Consider the following 20,657-nt stretch of genomic DNA (forward strand, 5'->3'; position numbering starts at 1 on the left):
CGCCGGCCGGTGCGAGCGGCCTCACGCCGCGTGCGACACCACGCGATTGCGGCCGTCGTGCTTGGCGCGGTAGAGCGCGGTGTCGGCGCGCTTGAGCACGTCGCCAACCGCCTCGCCCTTCTGCTCCAACGTGGTCAGGCCGATCGAGATCGTGACCTCGATGCGCTTGGTGCCCTTGTGGATCGCAAAGGGCTCGCCGGCGATCGAGCGGCGCAGCCGCTCGGCGACCATGCCGGCGACATGGAGATCGGTCTCCGGCATCACGATGACGAATTCCTCGCCGCCGTAGCGGCAGGCAAGGTCAATGCCGCGGATCGACTTGCGGACCCGCACGGCGAATTCGCGCAGCACGTCGTCGCCGGCGTCGTGGCCGTAATTGTCGTTGATCGACTTGAAGTAGTCGATGTCCAGGATCATCAGCGCCAGCGGCTTGCCGCGGGTCGCGGCCTGCTCGGCCAGCGTCGCGAGATGGCTCTCCATGTAGCGGCGATTGTGCAGCCCGGTGAGCGCGTCCGTGATCGCCATCTCGATCGAGTTCTGTACGTTGTCGCGCAAATGGTCGGTGTAGCGGCGCCGCCGGATCTGGGTGCGGGCACGCGCCAGCAGCTCGATCTTGTCGATGGGACGCAGCAGGTAGTCGTTGACGCCGATCTCGAGCCCACGCAGCAGCCGCGTCGAGTTCTCGGGGTCGGCGATCGCCAGGATCGGCACATGCCGCGTGCGCTCCAGCGAGCGCGCCTGGCTGCACAGCCGAAGCCCGTCGAAATTGTTGAGGTCGAGCGAGACGATCAGCAGATCGTAATTGCCCTCGGCGGCGTGGAACAGCGCCTCCGTCGGGTTCGGCTCGACATCGATGGTGTGCTCGGCGGCGAGGATCGTCGCCAGCCGCTCATAGGAAGACTGGCGGTCGTCGACCAGCAGAATGCGGCCGCCCTTGCCGGTGTCGGAGATTGCACTGCGCTCGGGTGCCTGCATGCCGATCTCGAGCGAGGTGATGGCGCGCATGCGCAGCTCGTCCGTCATCATCTTCAGCCGCGTCAGCGAGCGCACGCGCGCGATCAGCACGACATCGGAGACGGGTTTTGTCAGGAAATCGTCGGCGCCGGCCTCCAGCCCGCGGTTGCGGTCGGCCGGGCTGTCGAGCGCGGTGACCATCACGACGGGAATGTGATGCGTGGCCGGATCGGTCTTGAGGCGGCGGCAGACCTCGAAACCGTCGATGTCCGGCATCATGACGTCGAGCAGGATGATGTCGCATTCGGCGCGGGCGCAGATCGCCAGCGCCTCGGTGCCGTTGGCGGCGGTCATCACGTCGAAATATTCGGCGGACAGGCGGGCTTCGAGCAGCTTGACGTTGGCAGGGACGTCGTCGACGACGAGAATACGCGCGGACACTGTGAACTCACTTCCTATCCGATGAAACGTCGGACCGTCTCAATGAATTTGCCGACCGAGATCGGCTTGGACAAATAGGCCTCGCAGCCGCCCTCGCGGATGCGCTCTTCGTCGCCCTTCATCGCGAACGCCGTGACGGCGACGACGGGAATGCTGCGCAGCTCCGGATCGTCCTTGATCCAGCGCGTCACCTCCAGGCCCGAGACCTGCGGCAATTGGATATCCATCAGCACGAGGTCGGGCCGCATCTTGCGAACGAGGTCGAGCGCCTCGTAGCCGTTGCTGGTGCCGGTGGTCTGGTAGCCGTGCGCCTCCAACAGGTCGCGGAAGAGCTTCATGTTGAGCTCGTTGTCTTCCACGATCAGGACGGTCTTAGCCATCCCGCCCTCCTGATTGGTCCGCAGACCGATGCATGTGACGCCTCAGGCGCCGGTCGCCGGCGCTTCGAAAACTGGATTCAAACTAGCCTCGAATTCGCTTGAGTTTCGTTAAACCCGAGGGCCGACTTTCTGCGATGTGGTTTCCAGTTGCTTGTCGGGGGTCGCAAGACTTGGGCAAGAGACTTGGGAACGAGACTCGGGCATGGTGACCCCAAAGTAGACACCTAAAGTTAACGGAAAGGCAAACCGGCCACGTGAAAAAGCCTGTTCACAACCCGCGCGAAGTCGCTGAAATCGTTGCGCTTCAGGCGCTGTCTTTCGTCGCGGGCGAGCCGGAGCGGCTGGGCCTGTTCCTGGCCGAGACAGGGGTCGGCCCGGAGATGCTGCGCAATGCGGCCTCGGACCCCAATTTCCTGCTCAGCGTGCTCGATTTCGTGATGCGCGACGACGCCACCGTGAAGGCCTTTGCCAGCACTGCGGAACTGCATCCGACCAACGTTGCCGCAGCGCGGCAGGTTCTCGGCGACGCGCTCGGCGACCCCAATTGGGAGCGCGACGTGCCGTGACCTCCTTGGAGACGGCCGGACCCCGCTGCTTCTGCCGGGATTGTTCGGCCGATCTGGATATGGGCGTGCGGCGCTGTTCCGCCTGCGGTTCCCCCCGCCTCGCCCGCCACCGCGCGCTCGCAAGCCTGACCATCGCCCATATCGACTGCGACGCCTTCTACGCAACCGTCGAGAAGCGCGACAATCCCGACATCGCCGACAAGCCCGTCATCATCGGCGGGGGCAAGCGCGGCGTGGTGTCGGCCGCCTGCTACATCGCCCGCACCTACGGGGTGCGCTCGGCCATGCCGATGTACAAGGCGCTGGAAGCCTGCCCGCATGCGGCCGTGATCCCGCCGGACATGGCGAAATATGTCCGGGTTGGGCGCGAGGTGCGCCAGGCCATGCAGGCGCTGACGCCGCTGGTCGAGCCGCTTTCGATCGACGAGGCTTTCCTCGACCTCTCAGGCACCGAGCGGGTACACGGCATGATCCCGGCCAAGGTGCTGGCGCGGTTCGCACGCAACATCGAGCGCGACATCGGCATCAGCGTGTCGGTCGGCCTCTCCTGCAACAAGTTCCTGGCGAAGATCGCCTCCGACCTCGACAAGCCGCGCGGGTTTGCCGCGCTCGACCAGGAGGAAGCGCGCGAGATGCTGGCCGACAAGCCGGTCGGTTTCATTTTCGGCGTTGGACCCGCAACGCAGGAGCGTCTGGTGCAGCGCGGCTTCCGCATCATCGCCGACCTGCAGAAGGCCGACGAGATCGAGATGATGCGGCGATTTCCAAGTGACGGCCGCAGGCTGTGGCGGCTCGCGCGCGGCATCGACGACCGCCGCGTCGAGCCTGATCGGGGCGCCAAGACGATTTCGAGCGAGACGACGTTCGAGACCGACATCCGGGATTTCGCGACGCTGGAGAAGATCCTGTGGCGGCTGTGCGAGAAGACGTCGTCTCGCCTCAAGAGCAGCGAGCTCGCCGGCTTGACCGTCACGCTGAAGCTGAAGACCGCCGATTTCCGCCAGCGCACCCGCTCGCAGTCGATCACGGCCCCGACGCAGCTTGCCGCAAAGATCTTCTCGATCTGCCGCGAGATGCTGGCGAAAGAGATCGACGGCACCGCCTTTCGCCTGATGGGCGCCGGCGTCAGCGCCCTGCGCGAGGGCTCGGTTGCCGACGACACCGACATGCTCGACCGCCGTGCCGCCCACGCCGAGCGCGCGGTGGACAGCTTGCGCAAGAAATTCGGCAGCGCCGCAGTGATCCGCGGCATCGCCTACGAAGGGCCGGAAAAGGCGCAGGAGTCATGACAGGCGAACGCGATCTCGACGCGCTGCTGAGAGACATGAAGCCGGATCGGCGGCCGGGCATTTTCGTGTTCTGCACCATCCCGACAGACCAGTCGATCCCCGCGGCGCTCAGCCCTTTGCTGACGTTCCGCGAGCAGGAAGGAACGACGCTCGTGATCACTCGCGAACAGGCCGAAGCGGCGGGACTACGCTACGCGTTTGCATCGTGCCTGATCACCCTGACGGTTCACTCCACACTCGATGCGGTGGGCTTTCTGGCCGCAATCACGGCACGCCTCGCCACAGCCGGCATCAGCGTGAACGCCATTTCGGCGTTCCACCACGATCATCTGTTTGTGCCGGCTGACAGGGCGGACGACGCGATGGTTCTTCTGCAAGAGATGTCCAAGGCTACGCGCTCGTAGCCCGGACTACGCTTCGCTCCATCCGGGCTACGGGAAAGATCTCAATCCGCGACCGCCACCGCCTCGATCTCGATCATCCATTCCGGCGCGGCGAGCGCCGAGACGCCGACCAGCGTGCTCGCCGGCGGCTCCATGCCTTCGAAAAAGGCCGAGCGGGCCTTGCCGATGATCGGGCGCAGCTCCGGCTTGTAGTTCACGACGAAGGTCGTGATCTTCACGAGGTTGGCGTAGCTCGCGCCGGCTGCTTTCAGCGCATGCCCGAGATTTTGCATCACCTGCGTGGTCTGCGCGGCGATGTCGCCCTCGCCGACGATCCGCCCCTCCTCGTCCACCGACACCTGGCCGGAGATGTAGATCGTCCGCGCCCCCGTGGCGGTGACGACATGCGAATAGGCGGGATTGTGATGCAGGCCGCTGGGGCGGAGATGATCGAGCTTGGGCATGGTGAGCCTCCCGGATGTTTGTGGTTGGGAGGAGCGTAGCCAGAGACCGCGTTGCAGGCCAGCCCTCAATTGCAGGGCTTGCTGTCCTTCGCGTCGAACTTGCCCATCGCGCCCGAAATCACAAAATCGTTGTAATCGAGCACAAGCTGGCGCGAGACGCCGTTCTCGTAGAGCTCGAACGCCATCGCGTAGACCGGCGTCTGCTCGCCTTCCTTCTGCTGGGCCTCGCGGTCGAAATAGCTGACGGTGACGGGCCAGCGCTTGAGCGACTTCATGTGCTCGTCTGAAGTCGACGGATCGGGCGAACCTTCGCGTTCGGCCGGGATCGGCTGGCCGATCACGGTCAGCGTGTTGTAGACCTTCTGGCCATCGTCGGAGCCATCATAGACGGAGAGTTCGAGCAGCGACTTGCCGTCTTTCGCGGCGGCAATGATGCGCTGGATCTGTTCGGTCGGAAACACGATCTTGCCGTCGAGCGTAAAGCTCTTCGGTGCCGGCAGCTTCAGCTTGACGTTGATGTGGTCGCCGTCGCGCTCCGCCGAACCGTCGACCCAGCCGGCGTCAGCCTCGTTCATCCGCGTCTCGATCTTGAAGCGGTAGCTTTTACCGCCAGCGTCCTCCCAGGAATTGGAGCGGAGGTCGCTGAGCGTGACCTTACCCTCGCCGCTGTCGAGCTCGGAGACCTGGCGGAATTCGGAGGTGTAGCCTTCGCACGAACTTCCCGTGAAATTGTAGAGGATACGGCCGCGCGCACTGTTGATCGAATTGGAGCGCGATTTCACCAGGCTCAAATCATAGAGCGCCTGATGCGCGAGGAACGGACCGTTCGCGGCCAGCGCCCCGCCTCCGGGACCGAGAGCGGCCGCCGCGAGCGCCGTCACACCGAGCGAAGTCCGGAAAAGGTGCAGCATGTCTGGTCCCTTGGGGAAAGCGCAGATTCGACATTTTAATGAACGTTCCATTGCGTCGCAACTGAGGCCGTTTCACGTAAAGTTGCGGCCTTTGCGTTGAACCTCCTGCCCTGCCTCAACAAAATCCCGCCCCGAGGGTTGCTTGCATGTGGCGGCACGATGGGCGAAACAGGTCCCGCCCCGGGCTGCATCGGATGCGCCGGGGCTGATGGATTTTTGGACAACGAGGTCAGACATGGCGGGAACGGTCGAGCAGAAGCTGGCGGAACAAGGCATCAAGCTGCACGAGGCCCCCACCCCCGTGGCCAATTACGTGCCGTTCGTGCGCACCGGTAATCTGCTGTTCGTCTCGGGCCAGGTTTGCTTCGATCCCGCCGGCAAGCTGATCGCCAAGGGCAAGCTCGGCGCCGGCGTGACCATCGAAGACGGCGCCGCCGCCGCCCGCGGCTGCGCCGTCAACCTGCTGGCCCAGGTCAAGGCGGCGCTCGGCGACCTCGACAAGGTCGTGCGCGTGGTGCGCCTCGGCGGCTTCATCAACTCGGCGCCGGACTTCCTGGATGGGCCGAAGGTCCTCAACGGCGCCTCCGACCTGATGGTCGCTGCCTTCGGTGACAAGGGCCGTCATGCCCGCACCACCGTGGGCGTCGCCTCCCTGCCCGCGGATGCGGCGGTCGAGGTCGAAGGCATGTTCGAGGTCGCCTGAGGCGAATGCGCGCTCCTGATTGGCTGACAGCCCGCCCGGTCGCCCATCGCGGCCTGCACGACATTTCCCGCGGCATCGTCGAGAACATGCCGGGCGCGGTGCAGGCTGCGATTGCGGGCAATTTCTCGATCGAGGTCGACATCCAGCTCTCCGCCGACGGCGAGGCCATGGTGCATCACGACCATGCGCTCGGCCGCCTTACCGAGGCCACCGGCCCGCTGGTCGAGAAAACCGCCACTGAACTGAAGGCGCTCACGTTCAAGGACACAGCCGAGCGGATGATGTCGCTCAGCGACCTCTGCGGCTTGGTCGCCGGCCGCGTGCCGCTAGTGATCGAGGTCAAGAGCCATTTTGATCGTGACCGCAAGCTGGTGAAGCGGATGGCCGAGGTGCTGGCGTCCTATGACGGCCCCGCCGTCGGAATGTCCTTCGACCCGGACCAGGTGCTGGCGCTGCGCGAGCTGCTGCCCTCCCGTCCCCGCGGCATCGTCGCGCAGCGGAGCTATCAGGACGAATACTGGGCCTACCGGACCCAGGAGCAGCGCGATAGCATGCTGTACCTGCGCCACGGCTTCCAGACCCAGCCGCACTTCGTCGCCTTCAGGGTCGACGACCTGCCCGCCCCGGCCCCCTGGATGGCCCGCAATTTGTTCGGCTGCGCTCTGCTCGGGTGGACCGTGCGTACGACCGAGCAGCGGACGCGGGTCGCGCAACATGCGGACCAGATGATCTTCGAGGGCTTCGTGCCGTAGGCTTGATGTTTCCCACTCTTGCAGTCGCTGCTGCAATGCACGATCTTGGGCACGATGGCACCATCCGAAATCACCCTTGAGGCCGTACCTTCCATTGGCGAATTGTCGCCGGACGACTGGGATGCCTGCGCCAATCCCGGCAAGTCTTGCAACGGGCATGACAAGGGAACCTCATCCGGGCTTCCAGGCGATTCTCTCGGCCTCTCAAAGCCTGCCTATAACCCCTTCGTCTCCCACGCGTTTTTATCGGCCGTTGAGAAATCGGGTTCGGCCACGATCCGCACCGGCTGGGGACCGCGGCATCTCGTGGCTAAGATCGACGGCCGCGTCGCCGGTGTCGTGCCTTGCTACCTGAAATCGCACTCGCAAGGCGAATATGTCTTCGACCGCGGCTGGGCCGATGCCTATGAGCGCGCCGGCGGGCGCTACTACCCGAAGCTGCAGGTTTCGGTTCCCTTCACGCCGGCCACGGGACCGCGGCTGCTGGTCCGCGACGGCGTCGACCACGCGCGTATCACGGAGGCACTGGCGAGCGGGCTGGTGGCGCTGTGCGGCGTCAGCAAGGCTTCCTCGGTCCACGTCACCTTCGCCCGCGAGGCGGAGTGGAAGCTGCTGGCTGAGCACGGCTTCCTCCAGCGCACCGACCAGCAGTTCCATTGGCACAACGAGGGTTTTGCGAGTTTCGACGATTTCCTGGCGACGCTGAACTCCCGTCACCGCAAATCAATCAAGCGCGAGCGGCGCGATGCACTGGCTGCCGGGATCACCATCCACTGCCTCACGGGCAAGGACATCACCGAAGATGCCTGGGACGCCTTCTTTCAATTCTACATGGAGACCGGCTCACGCAAATGGGGCCGGCCTTATCTGACGCGGGAATTCTTTTCGCTGATCGGCGAGACCATGAGCGATGACGTGCTGCTGGTGATGGCGCGCCGCAACGATCGCTGGATCGCGGGCGCGATCAACTTCATCGGATCGGACACGCTGTTCGGCCGCAACTGGGGTGCGGTAGAGCATCATCCCTTCCTGCATTTCGAGGTCTGCTACTATCAGGCGATCGACTTCGCCATCAAACGCAGCTTGGCGTATGTCGAGGCGGGCGCACAGGGCGAGCACAAGATCGCACGCGGCTACCTGCCACGGACCACCCACTCCGCTCACTTCATCGCCGATCCGGGCTTGCGCCGCGCCATCGACGATTACCTCAAGCGCGAGCGCGCCTATGTCGCGGAAGCCGGACGTGAGCTGGCCGAGCTCGGCCCGTTCCGCAAAGGCGCCGACGAGGTGCCTTGACGGTTCGCTGCGGCTGGTGACAGTAATCGCAAAATTCTAGGGAGCCGCCGCCATGACCGCCTACGACCCCAACAATATCTTCGCAAAGATCCTGCGCGGTGAATTCTCCTGCCACAAGGTTTACGAGGATGAGCACGTGCTCGCCTTCCTCGATATCATGCCGCGGGTACCTGGCCACACCCTGGTGATTCCAAAAGCCCCTGCCCGCAACATCCTCGACATCAAGCCGGACGACTACGCGCATGTCGCCCGCGGCGCGCACAAGATCGCAGCCGCGGCGATGACGGCATTCAAGGCCGACGGCATCACCGTGCAGCAGTTCAACGAGGCGGCCGGCGGACAGGTGGTGTTTCATCTCCACATGCACGTGATGCCGCGCCACGACGGCGTGGCGATGCTTCCGCCCGCCAGCCGCAAGGAAGACGTCAAGGTCCTGGAAGAGAACGCGACCAAGTTGATCGCGGCGTTGAAAGCGGGCTGACGCTCTCCACGCGTCATTGCGAGCGCAGCGAAGCAATCCAGCTATTTCCGCGGCACGGATTCTGGATTGCCTATGTCCGTGGTGGCGGTCTGGATTGCTTCGTCGCAAGAGCTCCTCGCAATGACGTAGGAGAGACTTCACTCCGTCTGGAAATCCCCCGGCTGCGGCGCGGCCAGCGGCGTGAACTCGCAACGATCCGGCTTGATGTCGATCAGTGGCGTGTTGTCGAGGCAATCGAGCCCGCGCACCAGAATCGCGTTGCCCTCGATACCGACGAGCTTCACTATCGACGTGCCGATCGGATTGGGGCGCACCGGCGAGCGCAGCGAAAACGTGCCGCGGGTCTTCTCGTTGTTCTTCGGGCTTTGCAGGACAATGTCGCGGCGCGACTTGTCGAGCCAGTAGAGCACTTCGAGATTGCCGTAGAAATCGACGCCCTTGATCGCCGGCACGAACGGCTCGAAGATCTCGAGGCGGCATATCGGGCCGTCATGCCGGCCCTGTCGCGGGGTCTCCAGCCGCGAGCTCCAGGGCGTGCGGATGCGGCCGATGAAGACGAGGCCGGCATCCTGCGTCGGCGGCAGCTCGATGGAGACTTCACCCTCGCGGAGCTCGTTTTCGCGAACCATATTTCCAATTCCCTGCTGTTCGCCCGTGGTTTTAGCCCAACCACCACTTGCCGGCCAGCATGAAGACTTCGCCCGCGACCACGCCCGCGAAGATCGAGCGGCGGGTCAATACGAAGACGACGAGGCCGGCGCCGACCGCACCGTAGCGCAAGGCATCCGGCACACTCGCAAGCGCCCCGGGCGGCTCGACCACGATCTGGGCGATGACGCCGGCCAGGATCGCGGTGGCGACCGCCCGTACCCAGACCAGAAGCTCGGAGCCCTCGTCGATGCCGCCGCCGAACCACAGGCCCAGCATGCGCCATATCTGGTTGGGAACGACGCCGGCCACGAACAGCACCGCCAGCGCGTGCCAGTCGCCAATGAGCTGCGCAAAGCTCATGCGCGCACCCCCCGCCACCAATGCACGCCATAGGCGATGGTGCCCGCCACGAGGCCGCTGACGAGAATGTCGAGGCCGGAATTCATCTTCGCGGCCAATGGATAGAGCAGAACCCCCAGCGCGAGCGCGACGACGTCGGCGACCTCGCGGCTGTTGCGCGCGGTCGAGAACAGGAAGGACAGCGGCGTCAGCAAAAGGATCGCCGCCCCAAGCGTCTGGGTCAGATTCGCGGCAAGGAAATAGCCGACCGTGTTGGCGGTGAGACACACCGAGACAAGTCCGAAGCCAAGTCCGTTGACGAATGCGATCCGGCGTTCACGCGGCACCTGCGGCAGGAAGCGATGGCATTCGACCCACAGTGTCACCGCGGTGAGATGCGCCGCGAAAAACAGCTCGCGCCGCTTCGTCGTCGGCGTGCGCATCAGCGGCAGCACCGAGACCACCATCGGAAACAGGCGGACGGCGCTGACCGTGACTGCGATCGCCGACTGGATGATCGTCGCGCCTGAGCCGAGCGTGGTGATCAGGATGATCTGCGCCGGCCCCGCCCAGACGAACAGTGTCGAGCAGAGCGCCCATAGCAGGCTAAAATGGGTGTCGTGGGCGAGCGCGCCAATGCCGAGATAGGTCGCGAACAGGACGAGGGTGAGGATCGTCTGCGTGATCGAGCGCAGTCCCCACGCAAAGGCGCGCCAAGGACTTTGCCATTGAGGTGAATCGAGCGGAGGAAGCGCCACGGGAGTCTTGGCCGGGTGAGGAATCGTGCCTGCATAACGGGCAATGCGGCGCCTCGCGTCAAGGAAGCGCGCGGCGGGGCTGGCATGCACGCTGGGACAGATGCCCTATCCGCTCACACCGCGATTCTTCAGAACGAAGCATGCCCCGCCAGCCTTGCGGATGCGGCCGCAGAGTTCATCCGCCTCGCTCCGCGTATCGGCGCCGATGCGCACCTGGTAGAAGGCGCGCGTGCCACGGCTGCGCATCACTGAGCTCAGCAGGCTCGGATCACGTTCGCCGATCACGGCGCCCAGCCGCGTGACCGCGCGGGAATACATCGCCAACGCCCGGTTGCGGTCAAAGCCCGCGGCGAGCTGCACGCCCCAGATCTTTGCAGCCGCAAGCTCCACATGCTGCTCGAGCTCGGCGACGAAGGCATTCGGCGCGCGCTTCAACAGCGCCATCAGATCGCGGCAGCTTGTCGGCGGCGCGCTGGGCGGCCCCTTGCCGGTCGCGCCTGCCTTGGCCCAGGCATCGACGCTCGTGCCAGTGATGGCAAGAACGTAATTGCGGGTCTGCTCCGGCATGCCGCCGGTGCCGGCGAGCCATTCCTGCACCCGGCGCGGCCCGGCATTGTAGGCGGCCGCCGCCAGGCCGAGATTGCCGAACTGGTTGCGCAGCTCGTTCAGGAATTCGGCCGACTTCGGCAGCGCCTGCACCGGATTGAAGGGATTGAGCAGCCCGCGCTCGCTCGCGGTGCCCGGCATGAACTGCGCGATCCCCTGCGCGTGTTCCCCGCTGCGCGTCATGGGCCCCACCGCATCGGCCTGGAAGCGGCTCTCCTGCCAGATCACGCGGGCGAAGAACTCCAGCGGCAGATTGGCATCGCGCGCTGCGGCCTCGACGATCAGGCAGATCGATTCCCGCGTGTCGCTCTCGCGCGCATCCGCGGGCTTCGCCGGCGGCGTCGCGAGCTCTTCGACGCTGGGGGCGACATCTGTCTTGGCGGGCGAACTGTCCCATGCCGCGGCCTGGGTCGCCGAGACGAGCAGCGCGGGGATGATGCACATCGCCATCTGCACCCATCCTGTGCAGGCATGGCGGTGGCGCGCCTCGGCGCGGCATGCGACAATGTGATCTGCCATGTTGTGGCATCGTGCCATGGTTCGACGAGTTGCCAATATATGTTGCCTGACCCGCTTCTCCCAATGCGTTACCCCGCCAAACGGATCCGCACGATTCTTGTCCTCGCCGCGCTCATCCTGAGCGTCGCACCAGCCGCCGCGCAGCTGGCGTCTCAGGACGCGTCTCAAGTCAATTGGCGGATGACCACGGAATACCCTGAGAATAACATCTCCGGGATTGGACTCTCGACTTTCGCCAGCCGCGTCTCCGACCGTACCCACGGTTTCGTGACCGTGACCAACGCCTTCGACAACCAGCTCAAGATCAACTCGGGCGAGATGCCGCGCGCGGCGCTGGACGGCCGGATCGCGGGCGGCGATGCCTTCGCGGGCGCGCTCTCGGGCATCGATCCCGTGCTCGGATTGTCCACCTTGCCCTTCCTGGTGCAATCGGTGGATCTCGCCCGCGCCACCAATCTGCGGGCGCGCCCGCTCTATGAGAAGGCGCTCGCGGCGCGCGGCCTCAAGCTGCTCTATGTGACGATCTGGCCGGCTACGGGCCTCTGGTCGGAGCGGTCGCTTGAAGGTGCCGACGACCTGCCGAAACTGAACTTGCGAACCTACGATGCCAATTCCACCGAGGTCATGCGCGCGGCCGGCGCGAACGCGCAGTTCCTGCCGATGGACGCGGCGCTCGCCGGCCTGAAGGAACACCGGCTGAATGCCTTCCTCACCTCCGGCGACGGCGGCGCGGGGCGCAAATTGTGGGACTTCCTGCCGCATTTCACGGCCATCAACTACGCGATGCCAATCTCGATTGCCTTCGTCCGCAGCGACGCCTTTGCCGAGCTCTCCGAGCCGATGCAGCGCGAGGTGCTGGCCGCGGCGGCCGAGACAGAACGGAGCCAGCTCGCGCTACTGACCCACCGCACCATCGAGAACTATGCGCGCATGCGCGACAATGGCGTCCATATCGCCGAGCCGGCGCCTGCGTTCCTTGTCACGGAGCTTCGGAAGGCAGCAACGAACACCATCGCCGCCTGGGAAACCCGGGCAGGCGCGGAGGCGACCGCCATCGTCGAATGGGCGAGACAGCAATGAGGGAGCGCTAGCGGCATCAGCAATGAACGCTCCGCTGGTGTCGCTGCCTACTGCCTTAGTCTTTGACCGGAACCGGGATTTCGCCCCGGATGGCGCGGTCGAGGGCATCGATCAGCGCCTGGATCTCGATGAACTTGTTGCGCGCGCGCTCGGCCGTGTCGCGCACAAAGGGAGCGGCCAGCACTTTCGCATGCGCGTCCCTGTCCTCGATCATGCGATCACGGGCCTTCTTCAGGGTTTCAAGTCGCTCGCTCATCCGGCCTCTCCTGGAAAATTGTCTCGATCTCTCGTCCGGGTTCGCCGATCAACGAGACGCGGCGAACGAGCACCTCTCAACAGCCGCGACAGATGTTCTTCAGCTTCGCTGCGGTTCTGGCCTCTTCCGCCACGAACGGGTCCTTGTAGGCAGCACGCGATCCATCGTTCTCCGCAGCAGCGGGCTTTTTTTCCTTCGGAGGAAACGCAGCATCGTAGCAGGCGAGACGTCCGCTCGTGCTTTCGATCGCGCGGCAGTCCGGTCCTGCCGCGACAGCGCCTTGCGGCAGTGTCCCAAGTATCAATGTGCCAAGCATCGACGCGACAAGAAGCGCTCTCCGGCGGATCCGGTAAACCAGACGAAAACGAGTCATGCACGCTCCTGCTTAGTCGGCGGGAGCGCTGGTGACCCTCAGTCACCGGTTGATGCCAAGGAAAGGCGGTGATGGCACGACTCTACGCTTCCCTCCCGCGAATAGCGAGCTTTAAGGGATATGCGGTATTGGGAAGGCGAATTTCGGCGTGATGATGGTTACGCGTTTGCCTTGGTCCCCGGCCTCGTTTAGGTCTGGCAATAGGCGGCGGTATCAACACAGGCGCGGCAATATGGTGACAATCTATTTCGATCTCGACGGCACGCTGACCGACCCGAAGCCCGGGATCACGCGCTCGATCCAGTACGCCCTGGAGCGGCTCAACGTCGCGGTGCCGAGCGAGGACGAGCTGACCTGGTGCATCGGCCCGCCGCTGCATGCCAGCCTGCAAAAGCTCACGGGCAGCGCGGAACTCGCCGATCGGGCGCTGCTGCTCTATCGCGAGCGCTTCAGCGAGGTCGGCCTGTTCGAGAACGAGGCCTATGCCGGCATCATGGACACGCTGACAACGCTTGCCGCGACAACACCGCGCATGTTCGTGGCGACCAGCAAGCCCGCGGTCTACGCCACCCGTATCGTCGAGCATTTCGGCCTGAAACCGTATTTCGAGCGCGTGTTCGGCTCCGAGCTCGACGGCACGCGCGTCGACAAGCGTGACCTGCTGCGTTACGCGCTCGACGAAGCCAAGGTCGATCCTGCCAGCGCGATCATGATCGGCGACCGCAGCCATGACGTGGTCGGCGCCCGCACCAACGGCATGACCGCGATCGGCGTGCTCTATGGCTACGGCAGCGAGGCCGAGCTGCGGGACGCCGGCGCGCATCACATCTGCGCCGCGCATCCCGAGTTGCTCGGTCACTGCGTGATCTAATCGATCAAGCGCTGACGGTCTCCACCGCCGCCAGCATGCCGGTCCTGGGGTGACAGTTCAGATATTCGAAGAACTGCTCGTCGGCAGCCGCCACGGTGACCTCGTGGTAGAGCCGCAGTTTTGCCGAGGGGCCGAGCGTCGAGAGGTACTTCATCGCTGCGCCGAATATCCTGACGTGGGTCGGATGCGATTCCGCCCACCGCTCCAGCGCAGCCAGGCTCTTCCACCAGCTTTGACCGTAGGACTTTTCACTCACATCTCCGCCGGCTGCAAGCACGCGCATGTAACGGTTGGCGTAGCAGCCGATGCCGAGGCCGTCATCGCGCAAGAAATCCATGCCCTCGCGCAACACCGGTTCGACGTCGTCGAGATAGAGCTTTCGCTCCGAGGTCTCGGTATCGCTCCAATCCTGGCCTGATCGGATCAGGCACAGATTGTCGTGCGCCTGCACGCGCAGCCGTGCGCCGTCGCGGATCAATTCGGGATTGCCGCCCGGCGACATTGGATCGGTCTGCGACAGCGGGATGCGGTCGCGCATGCCGCCCCAATAGGCGTGCTCCTGCACCTCGCCGCTCATGCCGCCAGCAATAGCGGCGACGCCCTCCGGCTGGCCGAGCGAGGAAAATAGCGTCTCGTGCCGCGCCACAATGGGGCGCAGCACCTCGATGAAAGCGCCGATGCCCTCAGGCTGCGCTCCGGTCCAGGCCTCGCGCGCCGGTGCAAACCATTTGTCGAACCGCGCAATGTCGTCCCAATAGGCCACCGAGACGACGTTCTCGTAGCCGGCCTGATCAACATATTGCGCGCGGTCCCAATGCGAAGGACCGCCTTCCGCGGCAAACCGCGCCGCGATGTCGGCGAGCGCGTCCGTTGCAGCCGCCGACGCCGTGCCGCGATACTGAAGGCCGAAATAGGCCATCACGACCCGGTTCACTCCAGGCTTATAGCGCGCCACGAAGGACGGGTATGGCGGCTGGTAATCGTCCGGCACGCGCTTGTGGCGCGTGCGTGGGGTCTCGAGATGCAGAGGAATTGCGGATTCCATGATCGTGCCTCCCCTTGATTCCGGCGATCAGCTCGCCGCCGCGGCAATGTCCGTGGGCTCGACGGTGTCGACCGGCAGCGCAAACTGCTCGACGCGCTGGTATCGCTTCTTATTGAGCAGGAGCCGCGTCACATCAGGGCGCGAATAGTGCCCGGCTGGATCAGCGGCGTTCTTGGCGACACCGATGGCGCCAAGATCGATCTCGGCAATCAAGAGGCCCTCCTGGTCCGGCGCGAGCTTGTCGCCGATCTGGCTGCCATCGGGGCCGTAGATCGCGGCGAAGCCACCGCCGGCATGCAGCAGCGCGTGCTTGTCCGGCCGATCACAGAGCTCGTCGATCATCGCTTGCGAGACCGTCGCGCAAGGGGCGAGCACGAAGCAGGAGCCCTCCACGGCATAGACGCGCGAGGCGGCGTTATTCACCTCGGCGCCGAGCGCCGGCGCGAAGGGATCGTAGAGCGAAAAGCTCGGCCAGGCCGCGACATGGACCTGCTCGTTCTGGGCATACATCGCGTATTTCGACAGCGGCTGCAGATGCTCCCAGCAGCACAATGCGCCGATGCGGCCGATGTCAGACCGCGCGTGCACGGCGAGATCGCTGCCGTCGCCCTCACCATAGACAGTGCGCTCGGCATGGGTCGGCCGCAGCTTGCGGCGCTTTGCGATGGTCTCGCCGTCAGGCCCGATCAGCCATTGCGCCAGATAGAGACTGCCGCCGTCGCGCTCGGACAGGCCGAGCACGGCAGTGAGCTTCGCATTGCGCACGGCATCACGCAGCCGCCCGGCCTGCGGACTGTCGTAGGACAGCGAATTGTCGAAATAGCGCTGCACGAAGCCGCGGCCGATCGCCCAGGCCGGCGAATCCATCCAGATGTGCCAAGGGTAGCCCGGGATGAAGGCTTCCGGAAAGGCGATCAGCTTGGCGCCCTTCTCGGCGGCGTCCCTGATCAGAGCGATCGACTTGTCGATCGAGGCGTCGAGATCGAGCCAGGCAGGCGCAGCCTGCACCACCGCGACCTTGTATTTCGGATGTTCGATGCCCATTCCCACCTCCCTTGCCGGTTGATCGGAAGCCAGGTCCGATGCAGTGTATTTGACCAAGCCGGGCGGCGGGCGCTCGACCACGGCGGAACAAAAACTCGACCGGACGGGAATTGCCGGCCCGGTACGGGATTTGCCTCCGTCAGTGGGGACCTGCACCGACACGCGATTTTGCGGGATGTGAAAGGGAGGCTCTGCAGATGCCAATCCAGTTCACCACGGACGACAGCCCAGGCCACCGCCGCCTTGCGCTCTGGCAGGATATCGTCTGCGACGTCTTCGTCGGACTCGACTGCAAGTCCGATCTTGGCAGCGCCTTTCGCGGCTCGGTCACCCGGGCGCCACTGGGCAAGGCGGAATGCTCCGAGGTCTGCTCCGACCGTCAGCACGTGTTGCGCACGCCCTCGCGCATCGCGCGCTCGGATCAGGATTTCATCCTGATCGCGCTCGGCAATCGCGGCGCCGGCGCTGTGGTGCAGGACGGCCGCGAGGCCGTGGTGCATCCGGGAGAGTTTGCGCTCTATGACACCACCCGTCCCTACGAGCTGAAATTCGACGGCATCTTCACGCAGACCATCTTCAAGGTGCCGCGCGAGATGCTGCAGCGCCGACTCGGCGCGACCGAAACCCTTACTGCCAGCGCTTTCGGACCAGACTCGCCGCTGCAGCGGATCGCCTACGATTTCATCTACCGGCTCTGCCAGAGTGCGGATCAGATCGATCCGCACCACGCCGCCGCTCTGTCGGAACAGGCCGTCGATGTCCTGGCGATGGCACTTGGCGAGCGGCTGGGCAAGACGCCGCTGCCGTCCTCGACCCATCGCTCCGCCCTGCTCTACCGGCTGAAGGCGCATATCCGGGCTCATCTTGCCGATCCCGATCTCTCGCTCTCCGAGACCGCAGCGGCGCTCGGCATCTCGTCCCGCTACGTCAACGATCTCCTCGCCGACGAGGATACCTCGTTCCAGCGCTACGTCCTCGGTGAGCGCCTCGCCCAATGCAGGCGCGACCTCGCCTCCCCCGTGCTCGCTCACCGCCACATCAGCGAGATCGCCTTCGCCTGGGGCTTCAACGACCTCTCGCATTTCGGCCGCGTCTTCCGCGAGCATTTCGGGATGTCACCGCGTGACTTCCGGCAGAGCCAGTCGCGGCATTGAGGTCCGGTTAGCCACTGGCCCGAGCCTTCGCTTCAGGCGAAGGCGGTGCTCGTGAATTCCGGATTGTCAGGTGCAGCTGCCGGGATCAGGCTCTGCACATGAGAAACAACGCGACGATAAGCGGATCGGAAGTCTTGCTCGGCGTGATCGCGATCCGGCTCGCGTTCCTGGTCGTGGTGGGCTGGAGCCTGACGCTCCTGCCGCAGCAGGCGCGCGAGAGCGAGGTCGCCTGCCTTCGATCGCCACTAGCGAGGAGCGCGGCTCGGCTTCCCGCGACGACGGTCGGTCCGCGCGTGATCGACGCAGCATTCGATGACATGCGTCTGCACGACTAGGCCTCTCCCAAGCAAGGCCGGTATGTGAGCGCGGCGTAGGACACGGCGCGTGCTTGCACTACCATCCGGCACAGAGGTCGCGGGGATCAATCAGCGGCCAGCCGAGGAGCAAATCGATGGAATACCGACGCTTGGGCCGCTCGGGCCTCATGGTGCCCGCCTTGAGTCTTGGGACCGGCACCTTCGGCGGCGTTGGCCGCCTCGCTGCGTGGGGCGCGACTGACGCGACCGAAGCGCGGCGCCTTCTGGATATCTGCCTCGATGCCGGCGTGTCGATGTTCGACACCGCGAACGTCTATTCGCTCGGCGAATCCGAGCGCGTTCTCGGCGAGGCCATCAAGGGCCGCCGCGACAAGGTTTTGGTCTCGACCAAGGCGACGTTCCGTTTTGGCGACGGCCCCAACGAGATCGGGTCGTCGCGCCAGCATCTGCTCGCGGCCATCGATGCTTCGCTGAGCCGGCTCGGTACCGATTACATCGACCTGTTCCAGCTCCACGGCTTCGACGCCTTCACCCCGCCTGAAGAGGTGCTCGCCACTCTCGATGTGCTCGTGCGTGCCGGCAAGATCCGCTACGTCGGCGTGTCGAATTTTTCGGGCTGGCACCTGATGAAATCGCTTGGCGTTGCCGACAAACATGGCTTCCCGCGCTACGTCGCCAACCAGACCTATTATTCACTGATCGGACGCGACTACGAATGGGAGCTGATGCCGCTCGGCCTCGACCAGGGCCTCGGCGCAGTGGTCTGGTCGCCGCTCGGATGGGGGCGCCTCACCGGAAAGATCCGCCGCGGCCAGCCAAAGCCTGACGTAAGCCGCTTGCCCAAGACGGCTGAGTTCGGCCCGCCCGTGCCGGACGAGCACGTCTATCGCGTCGTCGAGGCAATCGACGAGGTCGCCAAGGAAACCGGCAAGAGCGTCTCGCAGATCGCGCTGAACTGGCTGCAGCAGCGTCCGACCGTTTCGACGCTGATCATCGGCGCGCGCAACGAGACGCAGCTGCGCGAAAATCTCGGCGCGGTCGGCTGGTCATTGACCAAGGACCACATCGCAAAGCTCGATGCGGCGAGCAAGGTGACGCTGCCCTATCCCTACTGGCACCAGCGCACGACTTTCACCGACCGCAATCCACCGGCGGTGTAGCGGCCGGGGCGCCGGCGCAGTCCGGCTTGAGCTGCATCAAGCCGGTCCGCGCAGACAGTGGCATCGTGTGCACCCGCGAGGCAGCCCGATGCGCAGATTTGCCATGAAGGCCCTGTTCACCGCTCTCAATCTCAACCGCGCCGAGCGGAGCGGAATCGATTGGGACCGCACCATCCGGATCGTCTCGACCGCGGTGACGGTTGGGCTCGTCGCGCTCTATGTGTTCGGGAAGTCGACCTCGCGCTGGTGAGCCTGCGAAGGCCGTTCCGACCCATGCCCGCGGTGCCGGGAGACCCGCTCCCGACGCAGGAACCGCCCGTATCCTGCTGGGTTGCGATGCATCTCGCAATTTCCTAATCCGGAGACGAACCACGGCTCGAATCAAGCACGCCGCCATCATGTCGCCAGCCCCCATGGAGCACGCCGACGGCCTGCCGCAGCCGCAGCGGGGCCAGGCGGTCCTGACCATTGCGCTCGGCATCATCATGGCAGTGGTCGACAGCGCCATCGCCAACGTCGCGCTCCCGACGATCGCGGCCGACCTCGACGCGAGCCCGGCGTTCTCGATCTGGATCGTCAACGGCTACCAGCTCGCGATCACGATCTCGCTGCTGCCGCTGGCTTCGCTCGGCGAGATCGTCGGTTATCGCCGCGTCTATCTGGTCGGGCTGGTGCTGTTCACGCTTGCCTCCGCATTCTGCGCGCTGGCGCACACGCTGCCGCTGCTCACGATTGCACGCATCGTGCAGGGCTTCGGCGCGGCCGGAATCATGAGCGTCAACGCAGCGCTGGTGCGTTTCACTTACCCCCGCAGCCAGCTCGGCCGCGGCATCGGGCTCAACGCTCTCGTCGTCGCCTTCTCGGCCGCGGTCGGTCCGACGCTCGCAGCCGGTATCCTGGCGTTTGGCAGCTGGCCCTGGCTGTTCGCCATCAACGTCCCGCTCGGCGTGGTGACATTGGTGCTGGGCCTGCGCAGCCTGCCGCACACCAGGCCCGCGAGCCATTCCTTCGACTGGCAGAGCGCGGGGCTGTCCGCGATCACCTTCGGCGTCGGCATCGCGGCCGTCGATAGCGTCGGTCATGGCGAAGCGGCGGTCACCTGCCTCGTGCAGTTCGCCATCGCGCTCCTGGCCGGCGCGCTGCTGATCTACCGCGAGACCCACATGGCCTCGCCGCTGCTGCCGATTGACCTATTGCGCATCCCGGTGTTCGCGCTGTCGATTGCAACCTCGATCGCCTCGTTCTGCGGGCAAATGCTGGCCTTCGTTGCGATCCCCTTCTACCTCCAGAGCCGCTTCGGCTATTCGGCGGTCCATATGGGCCTCTTGATCACGCCATGGCCGATCGCGGTGGCGTTCGCAGCCCCCCTCGCCGGCCGCCTGGTCGAGCATTATCCGGCCGGCCTGCTCGGCGGCATCGGCCTCACGCTGTTCGCCTGCGGCCTCGCTGCGCTCGCTTTGCTGCCGGCGGCGCCCACGCCGCTCGACGTGATCTGGCGAATGGCGCTGGCCGGCGCCGGCTTTGGCCTGTTCCAGACCCCCAACAACCGGACCATGATCGCGGCGGCCCCGCGCGAGCGCGCCGGCGGCGCCAGCGGCATGCTGGGCACGGCGCGACTGCTTGGGCAGACCACCGGCGCAGCGCTGGTCGCGCTGTTCCTCGGCCGCTATCCGATCGAGGGAACCAGGATCGCGTTGCTGACAGGCGTCGGCTTCGCGCTCTGCGGCGCGGCCCTGAGCATGTTGCGGCTGTCGTCCGCGGGTGCGCGCGGCGCCGAGCATGTTCGGGTGCAAGACGACCAGCGCCTGCGCGGCGAATAGCGCGTGACCATTTGGGAAGGCCGATTTCGGCTGCGTCCGCCCCT

Annotated in this window: 25 protein-coding genes; 14 read left to right on the forward strand and 11 right to left on the reverse strand. The window is 65.2% G+C overall.

The window, feature by feature from the left end; genetic code table 11:
* Positions 1-21: 21 nt before the first annotated feature.
* A complete protein-coding gene (locus IVB47_RS16540; RefSeq protein ID WP_027567334.1) occupies positions 22-1,395 on the reverse strand; it encodes a PleD family two-component system response regulator in 1,374 nt (457 codons plus the stop codon).
* A gap of 14 nt (positions 1,396-1,409) precedes the next feature.
* Entirely contained in the window at positions 1,410-1,775 is a 366-nt protein-coding gene (locus IVB47_RS16545) for a response regulator (protein ID WP_007603272.1), read from the reverse strand.
* A 254-nt stretch (positions 1,776-2,029) separates the two neighbouring features.
* Here IVB47_RS16545 and IVB47_RS16550 point away from each other — a divergent pair, with 254 nt between their 5' ends.
* The 3 genes from IVB47_RS16550 to IVB47_RS16560 are packed head-to-tail and all read left to right on the forward strand — an operon-like array spanning position 2,030 to position 4,034.
* A complete protein-coding gene (locus IVB47_RS16550) occupies positions 2,030-2,341 on the forward strand; it encodes a DUF3572 domain-containing protein (protein WP_027518410.1) in 312 nt (103 codons plus the stop codon).
* The gene (locus IVB47_RS16555) at positions 2,338-3,630 is read left to right on the forward strand and encodes a DNA polymerase IV (protein WP_247462660.1); all 1,293 of its coding nucleotides are present in this window, start codon (positions 2,338-2,340) and stop codon (positions 3,628-3,630) included. The genes IVB47_RS16550 and IVB47_RS16555 overlap by 4 nt, the downstream gene beginning before the upstream one ends.
* Complete coding sequence (locus tag IVB47_RS16560) at positions 3,627-4,034, forward strand: ACT domain-containing protein (protein WP_247462662.1); 408 nt, start codon at positions 3,627-3,629, stop codon at positions 4,032-4,034. Before IVB47_RS16555 ends, IVB47_RS16560 begins: the two co-directional genes overlap by 4 nt.
* Before the next feature lie 41 nt (positions 4,035-4,075).
* On the opposite strand, the gene IVB47_RS16565 is transcribed toward IVB47_RS16560, so the two are convergent.
* Together IVB47_RS16565 and IVB47_RS16570 are read right to left on the reverse strand one after the other, a co-directional pair.
* The gene (locus IVB47_RS16565) at positions 4,076-4,477 is read right to left on the reverse strand and encodes a RidA family protein (protein ID WP_247462664.1); all 402 of its coding nucleotides are present in this window, start codon (positions 4,475-4,477) and stop codon (positions 4,076-4,078) included.
* A gap of 65 nt (positions 4,478-4,542) precedes the next feature.
* Positions 4,543-5,388 carry a cell envelope integrity EipB family protein gene (locus IVB47_RS16570; protein WP_247462666.1) on the reverse strand — a complete coding sequence of 282 codons (846 nt, stop codon included), beginning with the start codon at positions 5,386-5,388 and terminating at the stop codon, positions 4,543-4,545.
* A 235-nt stretch (positions 5,389-5,623) separates the two neighbouring features.
* Here IVB47_RS16570 and IVB47_RS16575 point away from each other — a divergent pair, with 235 nt between their 5' ends.
* Genes IVB47_RS16575 through IVB47_RS16590 form a run of 4 tightly spaced genes read left to right on the forward strand, consistent with a single transcriptional unit; the run spans position 5,624 to position 8,620 of the window.
* Positions 5,624-6,091: a RidA family protein gene (locus IVB47_RS16575; RefSeq protein WP_247462668.1), complete on the forward strand. Its 468-nt coding sequence runs from the start codon at positions 5,624-5,626 to the stop codon at positions 6,089-6,091.
* 5 nt (positions 6,092-6,096) lie between these two features.
* Positions 6,097-6,843 carry a glycerophosphodiester phosphodiesterase gene (locus tag IVB47_RS16580; protein WP_247286847.1) on the forward strand — a complete coding sequence of 249 codons (747 nt, stop codon included), beginning with the start codon at positions 6,097-6,099 and terminating at the stop codon, positions 6,841-6,843.
* A 54-nt stretch (positions 6,844-6,897) separates the two neighbouring features.
* Positions 6,898-8,139, forward strand: a complete 1,242-nt coding sequence (locus IVB47_RS16585; protein WP_247462670.1) for a GNAT family N-acetyltransferase — start codon at positions 6,898-6,900, stop codon at positions 8,137-8,139.
* A 52-nt stretch (positions 8,140-8,191) separates the two neighbouring features.
* Positions 8,192-8,620, forward strand: a complete 429-nt coding sequence (locus tag IVB47_RS16590) for an HIT family protein (RefSeq protein ID WP_027518417.1) — start codon at positions 8,192-8,194, stop codon at positions 8,618-8,620.
* Positions 8,621-8,757: 137 nt separating this feature from the next.
* Here the strand turns inward: IVB47_RS16590 and tsaA are convergent, their stop codons facing one another.
* The 4 genes from tsaA to IVB47_RS16610 all read right to left on the reverse strand — a co-directional run bounded on the left by tsaA (position 8,758) and on the right by IVB47_RS16610 (position 11,418).
* The gene (tsaA, locus tag IVB47_RS16595; RefSeq protein WP_247361675.1) at positions 8,758-9,249 is read right to left on the reverse strand and encodes a tRNA (N6-threonylcarbamoyladenosine(37)-N6)-methyltransferase TrmO; all 492 of its coding nucleotides are present in this window, start codon (positions 9,247-9,249) and stop codon (positions 8,758-8,760) included.
* A gap of 31 nt (positions 9,250-9,280) precedes the next feature.
* Positions 9,281-9,631 carry an AzlD domain-containing protein gene (locus IVB47_RS16600; RefSeq protein WP_247462672.1) on the reverse strand — a complete coding sequence of 117 codons (351 nt, stop codon included), beginning with the start codon at positions 9,629-9,631 and terminating at the stop codon, positions 9,281-9,283.
* Complete coding sequence (locus IVB47_RS16605) at positions 9,628-10,368, reverse strand: AzlC family ABC transporter permease (protein ID WP_247462674.1); 741 nt, start codon at positions 10,366-10,368, stop codon at positions 9,628-9,630. Before IVB47_RS16605 ends, IVB47_RS16600 begins: the two co-directional genes overlap by 4 nt.
* Before the next feature lie 105 nt (positions 10,369-10,473).
* Positions 10,474-11,418, reverse strand: a complete 945-nt coding sequence (locus IVB47_RS16610; RefSeq protein WP_247463193.1) for a transglycosylase SLT domain-containing protein — start codon at positions 11,416-11,418, stop codon at positions 10,474-10,476.
* Between the two features lie 114 nt (positions 11,419-11,532).
* Between IVB47_RS16610 and IVB47_RS16615 the strand changes: the two genes are divergently transcribed.
* The gene (locus IVB47_RS16615; RefSeq protein WP_247462675.1) at positions 11,533-12,573 is read left to right on the forward strand and encodes a TRAP transporter substrate-binding protein; all 1,041 of its coding nucleotides are present in this window, start codon (positions 11,533-11,535) and stop codon (positions 12,571-12,573) included.
* Between the two features lie 55 nt (positions 12,574-12,628).
* Here IVB47_RS16615 and IVB47_RS16620 read toward each other — a convergent pair whose 3' ends face one another.
* Positions 12,629-12,829 (reverse strand): hypothetical protein, encoded by a 201-nt coding sequence (locus IVB47_RS16620; RefSeq protein ID WP_027567346.1) that lies wholly within the window; start codon positions 12,827-12,829, stop codon positions 12,629-12,631.
* A 605-nt stretch (positions 12,830-13,434) separates the two neighbouring features.
* On the opposite strand from IVB47_RS16620, the gene IVB47_RS16625 reads away from it, so the two are divergent.
* Positions 13,435-14,073, forward strand: coding sequence for an HAD family hydrolase (locus tag IVB47_RS16625; protein ID WP_027567348.1), 639 nt, complete (start codon positions 13,435-13,437; stop codon positions 14,071-14,073).
* 4 nt (positions 14,074-14,077) lie between these two features.
* Here the strand turns inward: IVB47_RS16625 and IVB47_RS16630 are convergent, their stop codons facing one another.
* On the reverse strand, positions 14,078-15,118 hold the full coding sequence (locus IVB47_RS16630) for a phenylacetaldoxime dehydratase family protein (RefSeq protein WP_247462677.1): 1,041 nt from the start codon (positions 15,116-15,118) through the stop codon (positions 14,078-14,080).
* 27 nt (positions 15,119-15,145) lie between these two features.
* A complete protein-coding gene (locus IVB47_RS16635) occupies positions 15,146-16,162 on the reverse strand; it encodes a carbon-nitrogen hydrolase family protein (RefSeq protein ID WP_247462679.1) in 1,017 nt (338 codons plus the stop codon).
* A gap of 197 nt (positions 16,163-16,359) precedes the next feature.
* On the opposite strand from IVB47_RS16635, the gene IVB47_RS16640 reads away from it, so the two are divergent.
* The 5 genes from IVB47_RS16640 to IVB47_RS16660 all read left to right on the forward strand — a co-directional run bounded on the left by IVB47_RS16640 (position 16,360) and on the right by IVB47_RS16660 (position 20,613).
* Positions 16,360-17,316, forward strand: a complete 957-nt coding sequence (locus tag IVB47_RS16640) for a helix-turn-helix domain-containing protein (protein ID WP_247361683.1) — start codon at positions 16,360-16,362, stop codon at positions 17,314-17,316.
* Positions 17,317-17,414: 98 nt separating this feature from the next.
* Positions 17,415-17,651, forward strand: a complete 237-nt coding sequence (locus tag IVB47_RS16645) for a hypothetical protein (protein ID WP_247286866.1) — start codon at positions 17,415-17,417, stop codon at positions 17,649-17,651.
* Between the two features lie 116 nt (positions 17,652-17,767).
* Positions 17,768-18,793: an aldo/keto reductase gene (locus tag IVB47_RS16650; RefSeq protein WP_247462682.1), complete on the forward strand. Its 1,026-nt coding sequence runs from the start codon at positions 17,768-17,770 to the stop codon at positions 18,791-18,793.
* Between the two features lie 88 nt (positions 18,794-18,881).
* Entirely contained in the window at positions 18,882-19,043 is a 162-nt protein-coding gene (locus IVB47_RS16655; protein WP_197031132.1) for a hypothetical protein, read from the forward strand.
* A gap of 148 nt (positions 19,044-19,191) precedes the next feature.
* Positions 19,192-20,613: an MFS transporter gene (locus IVB47_RS16660; RefSeq protein ID WP_247462685.1), complete on the forward strand. Its 1,422-nt coding sequence runs from the start codon at positions 19,192-19,194 to the stop codon at positions 20,611-20,613.
* Positions 20,614-20,657: the final 44 nt, after the last annotated feature.

It is taken from the genome of Bradyrhizobium sp. 62 (genome assembly GCF_023073035.1).
Taxonomy (GTDB): Bacteria; Pseudomonadota; Alphaproteobacteria; order Rhizobiales; family Xanthobacteraceae; genus Bradyrhizobium.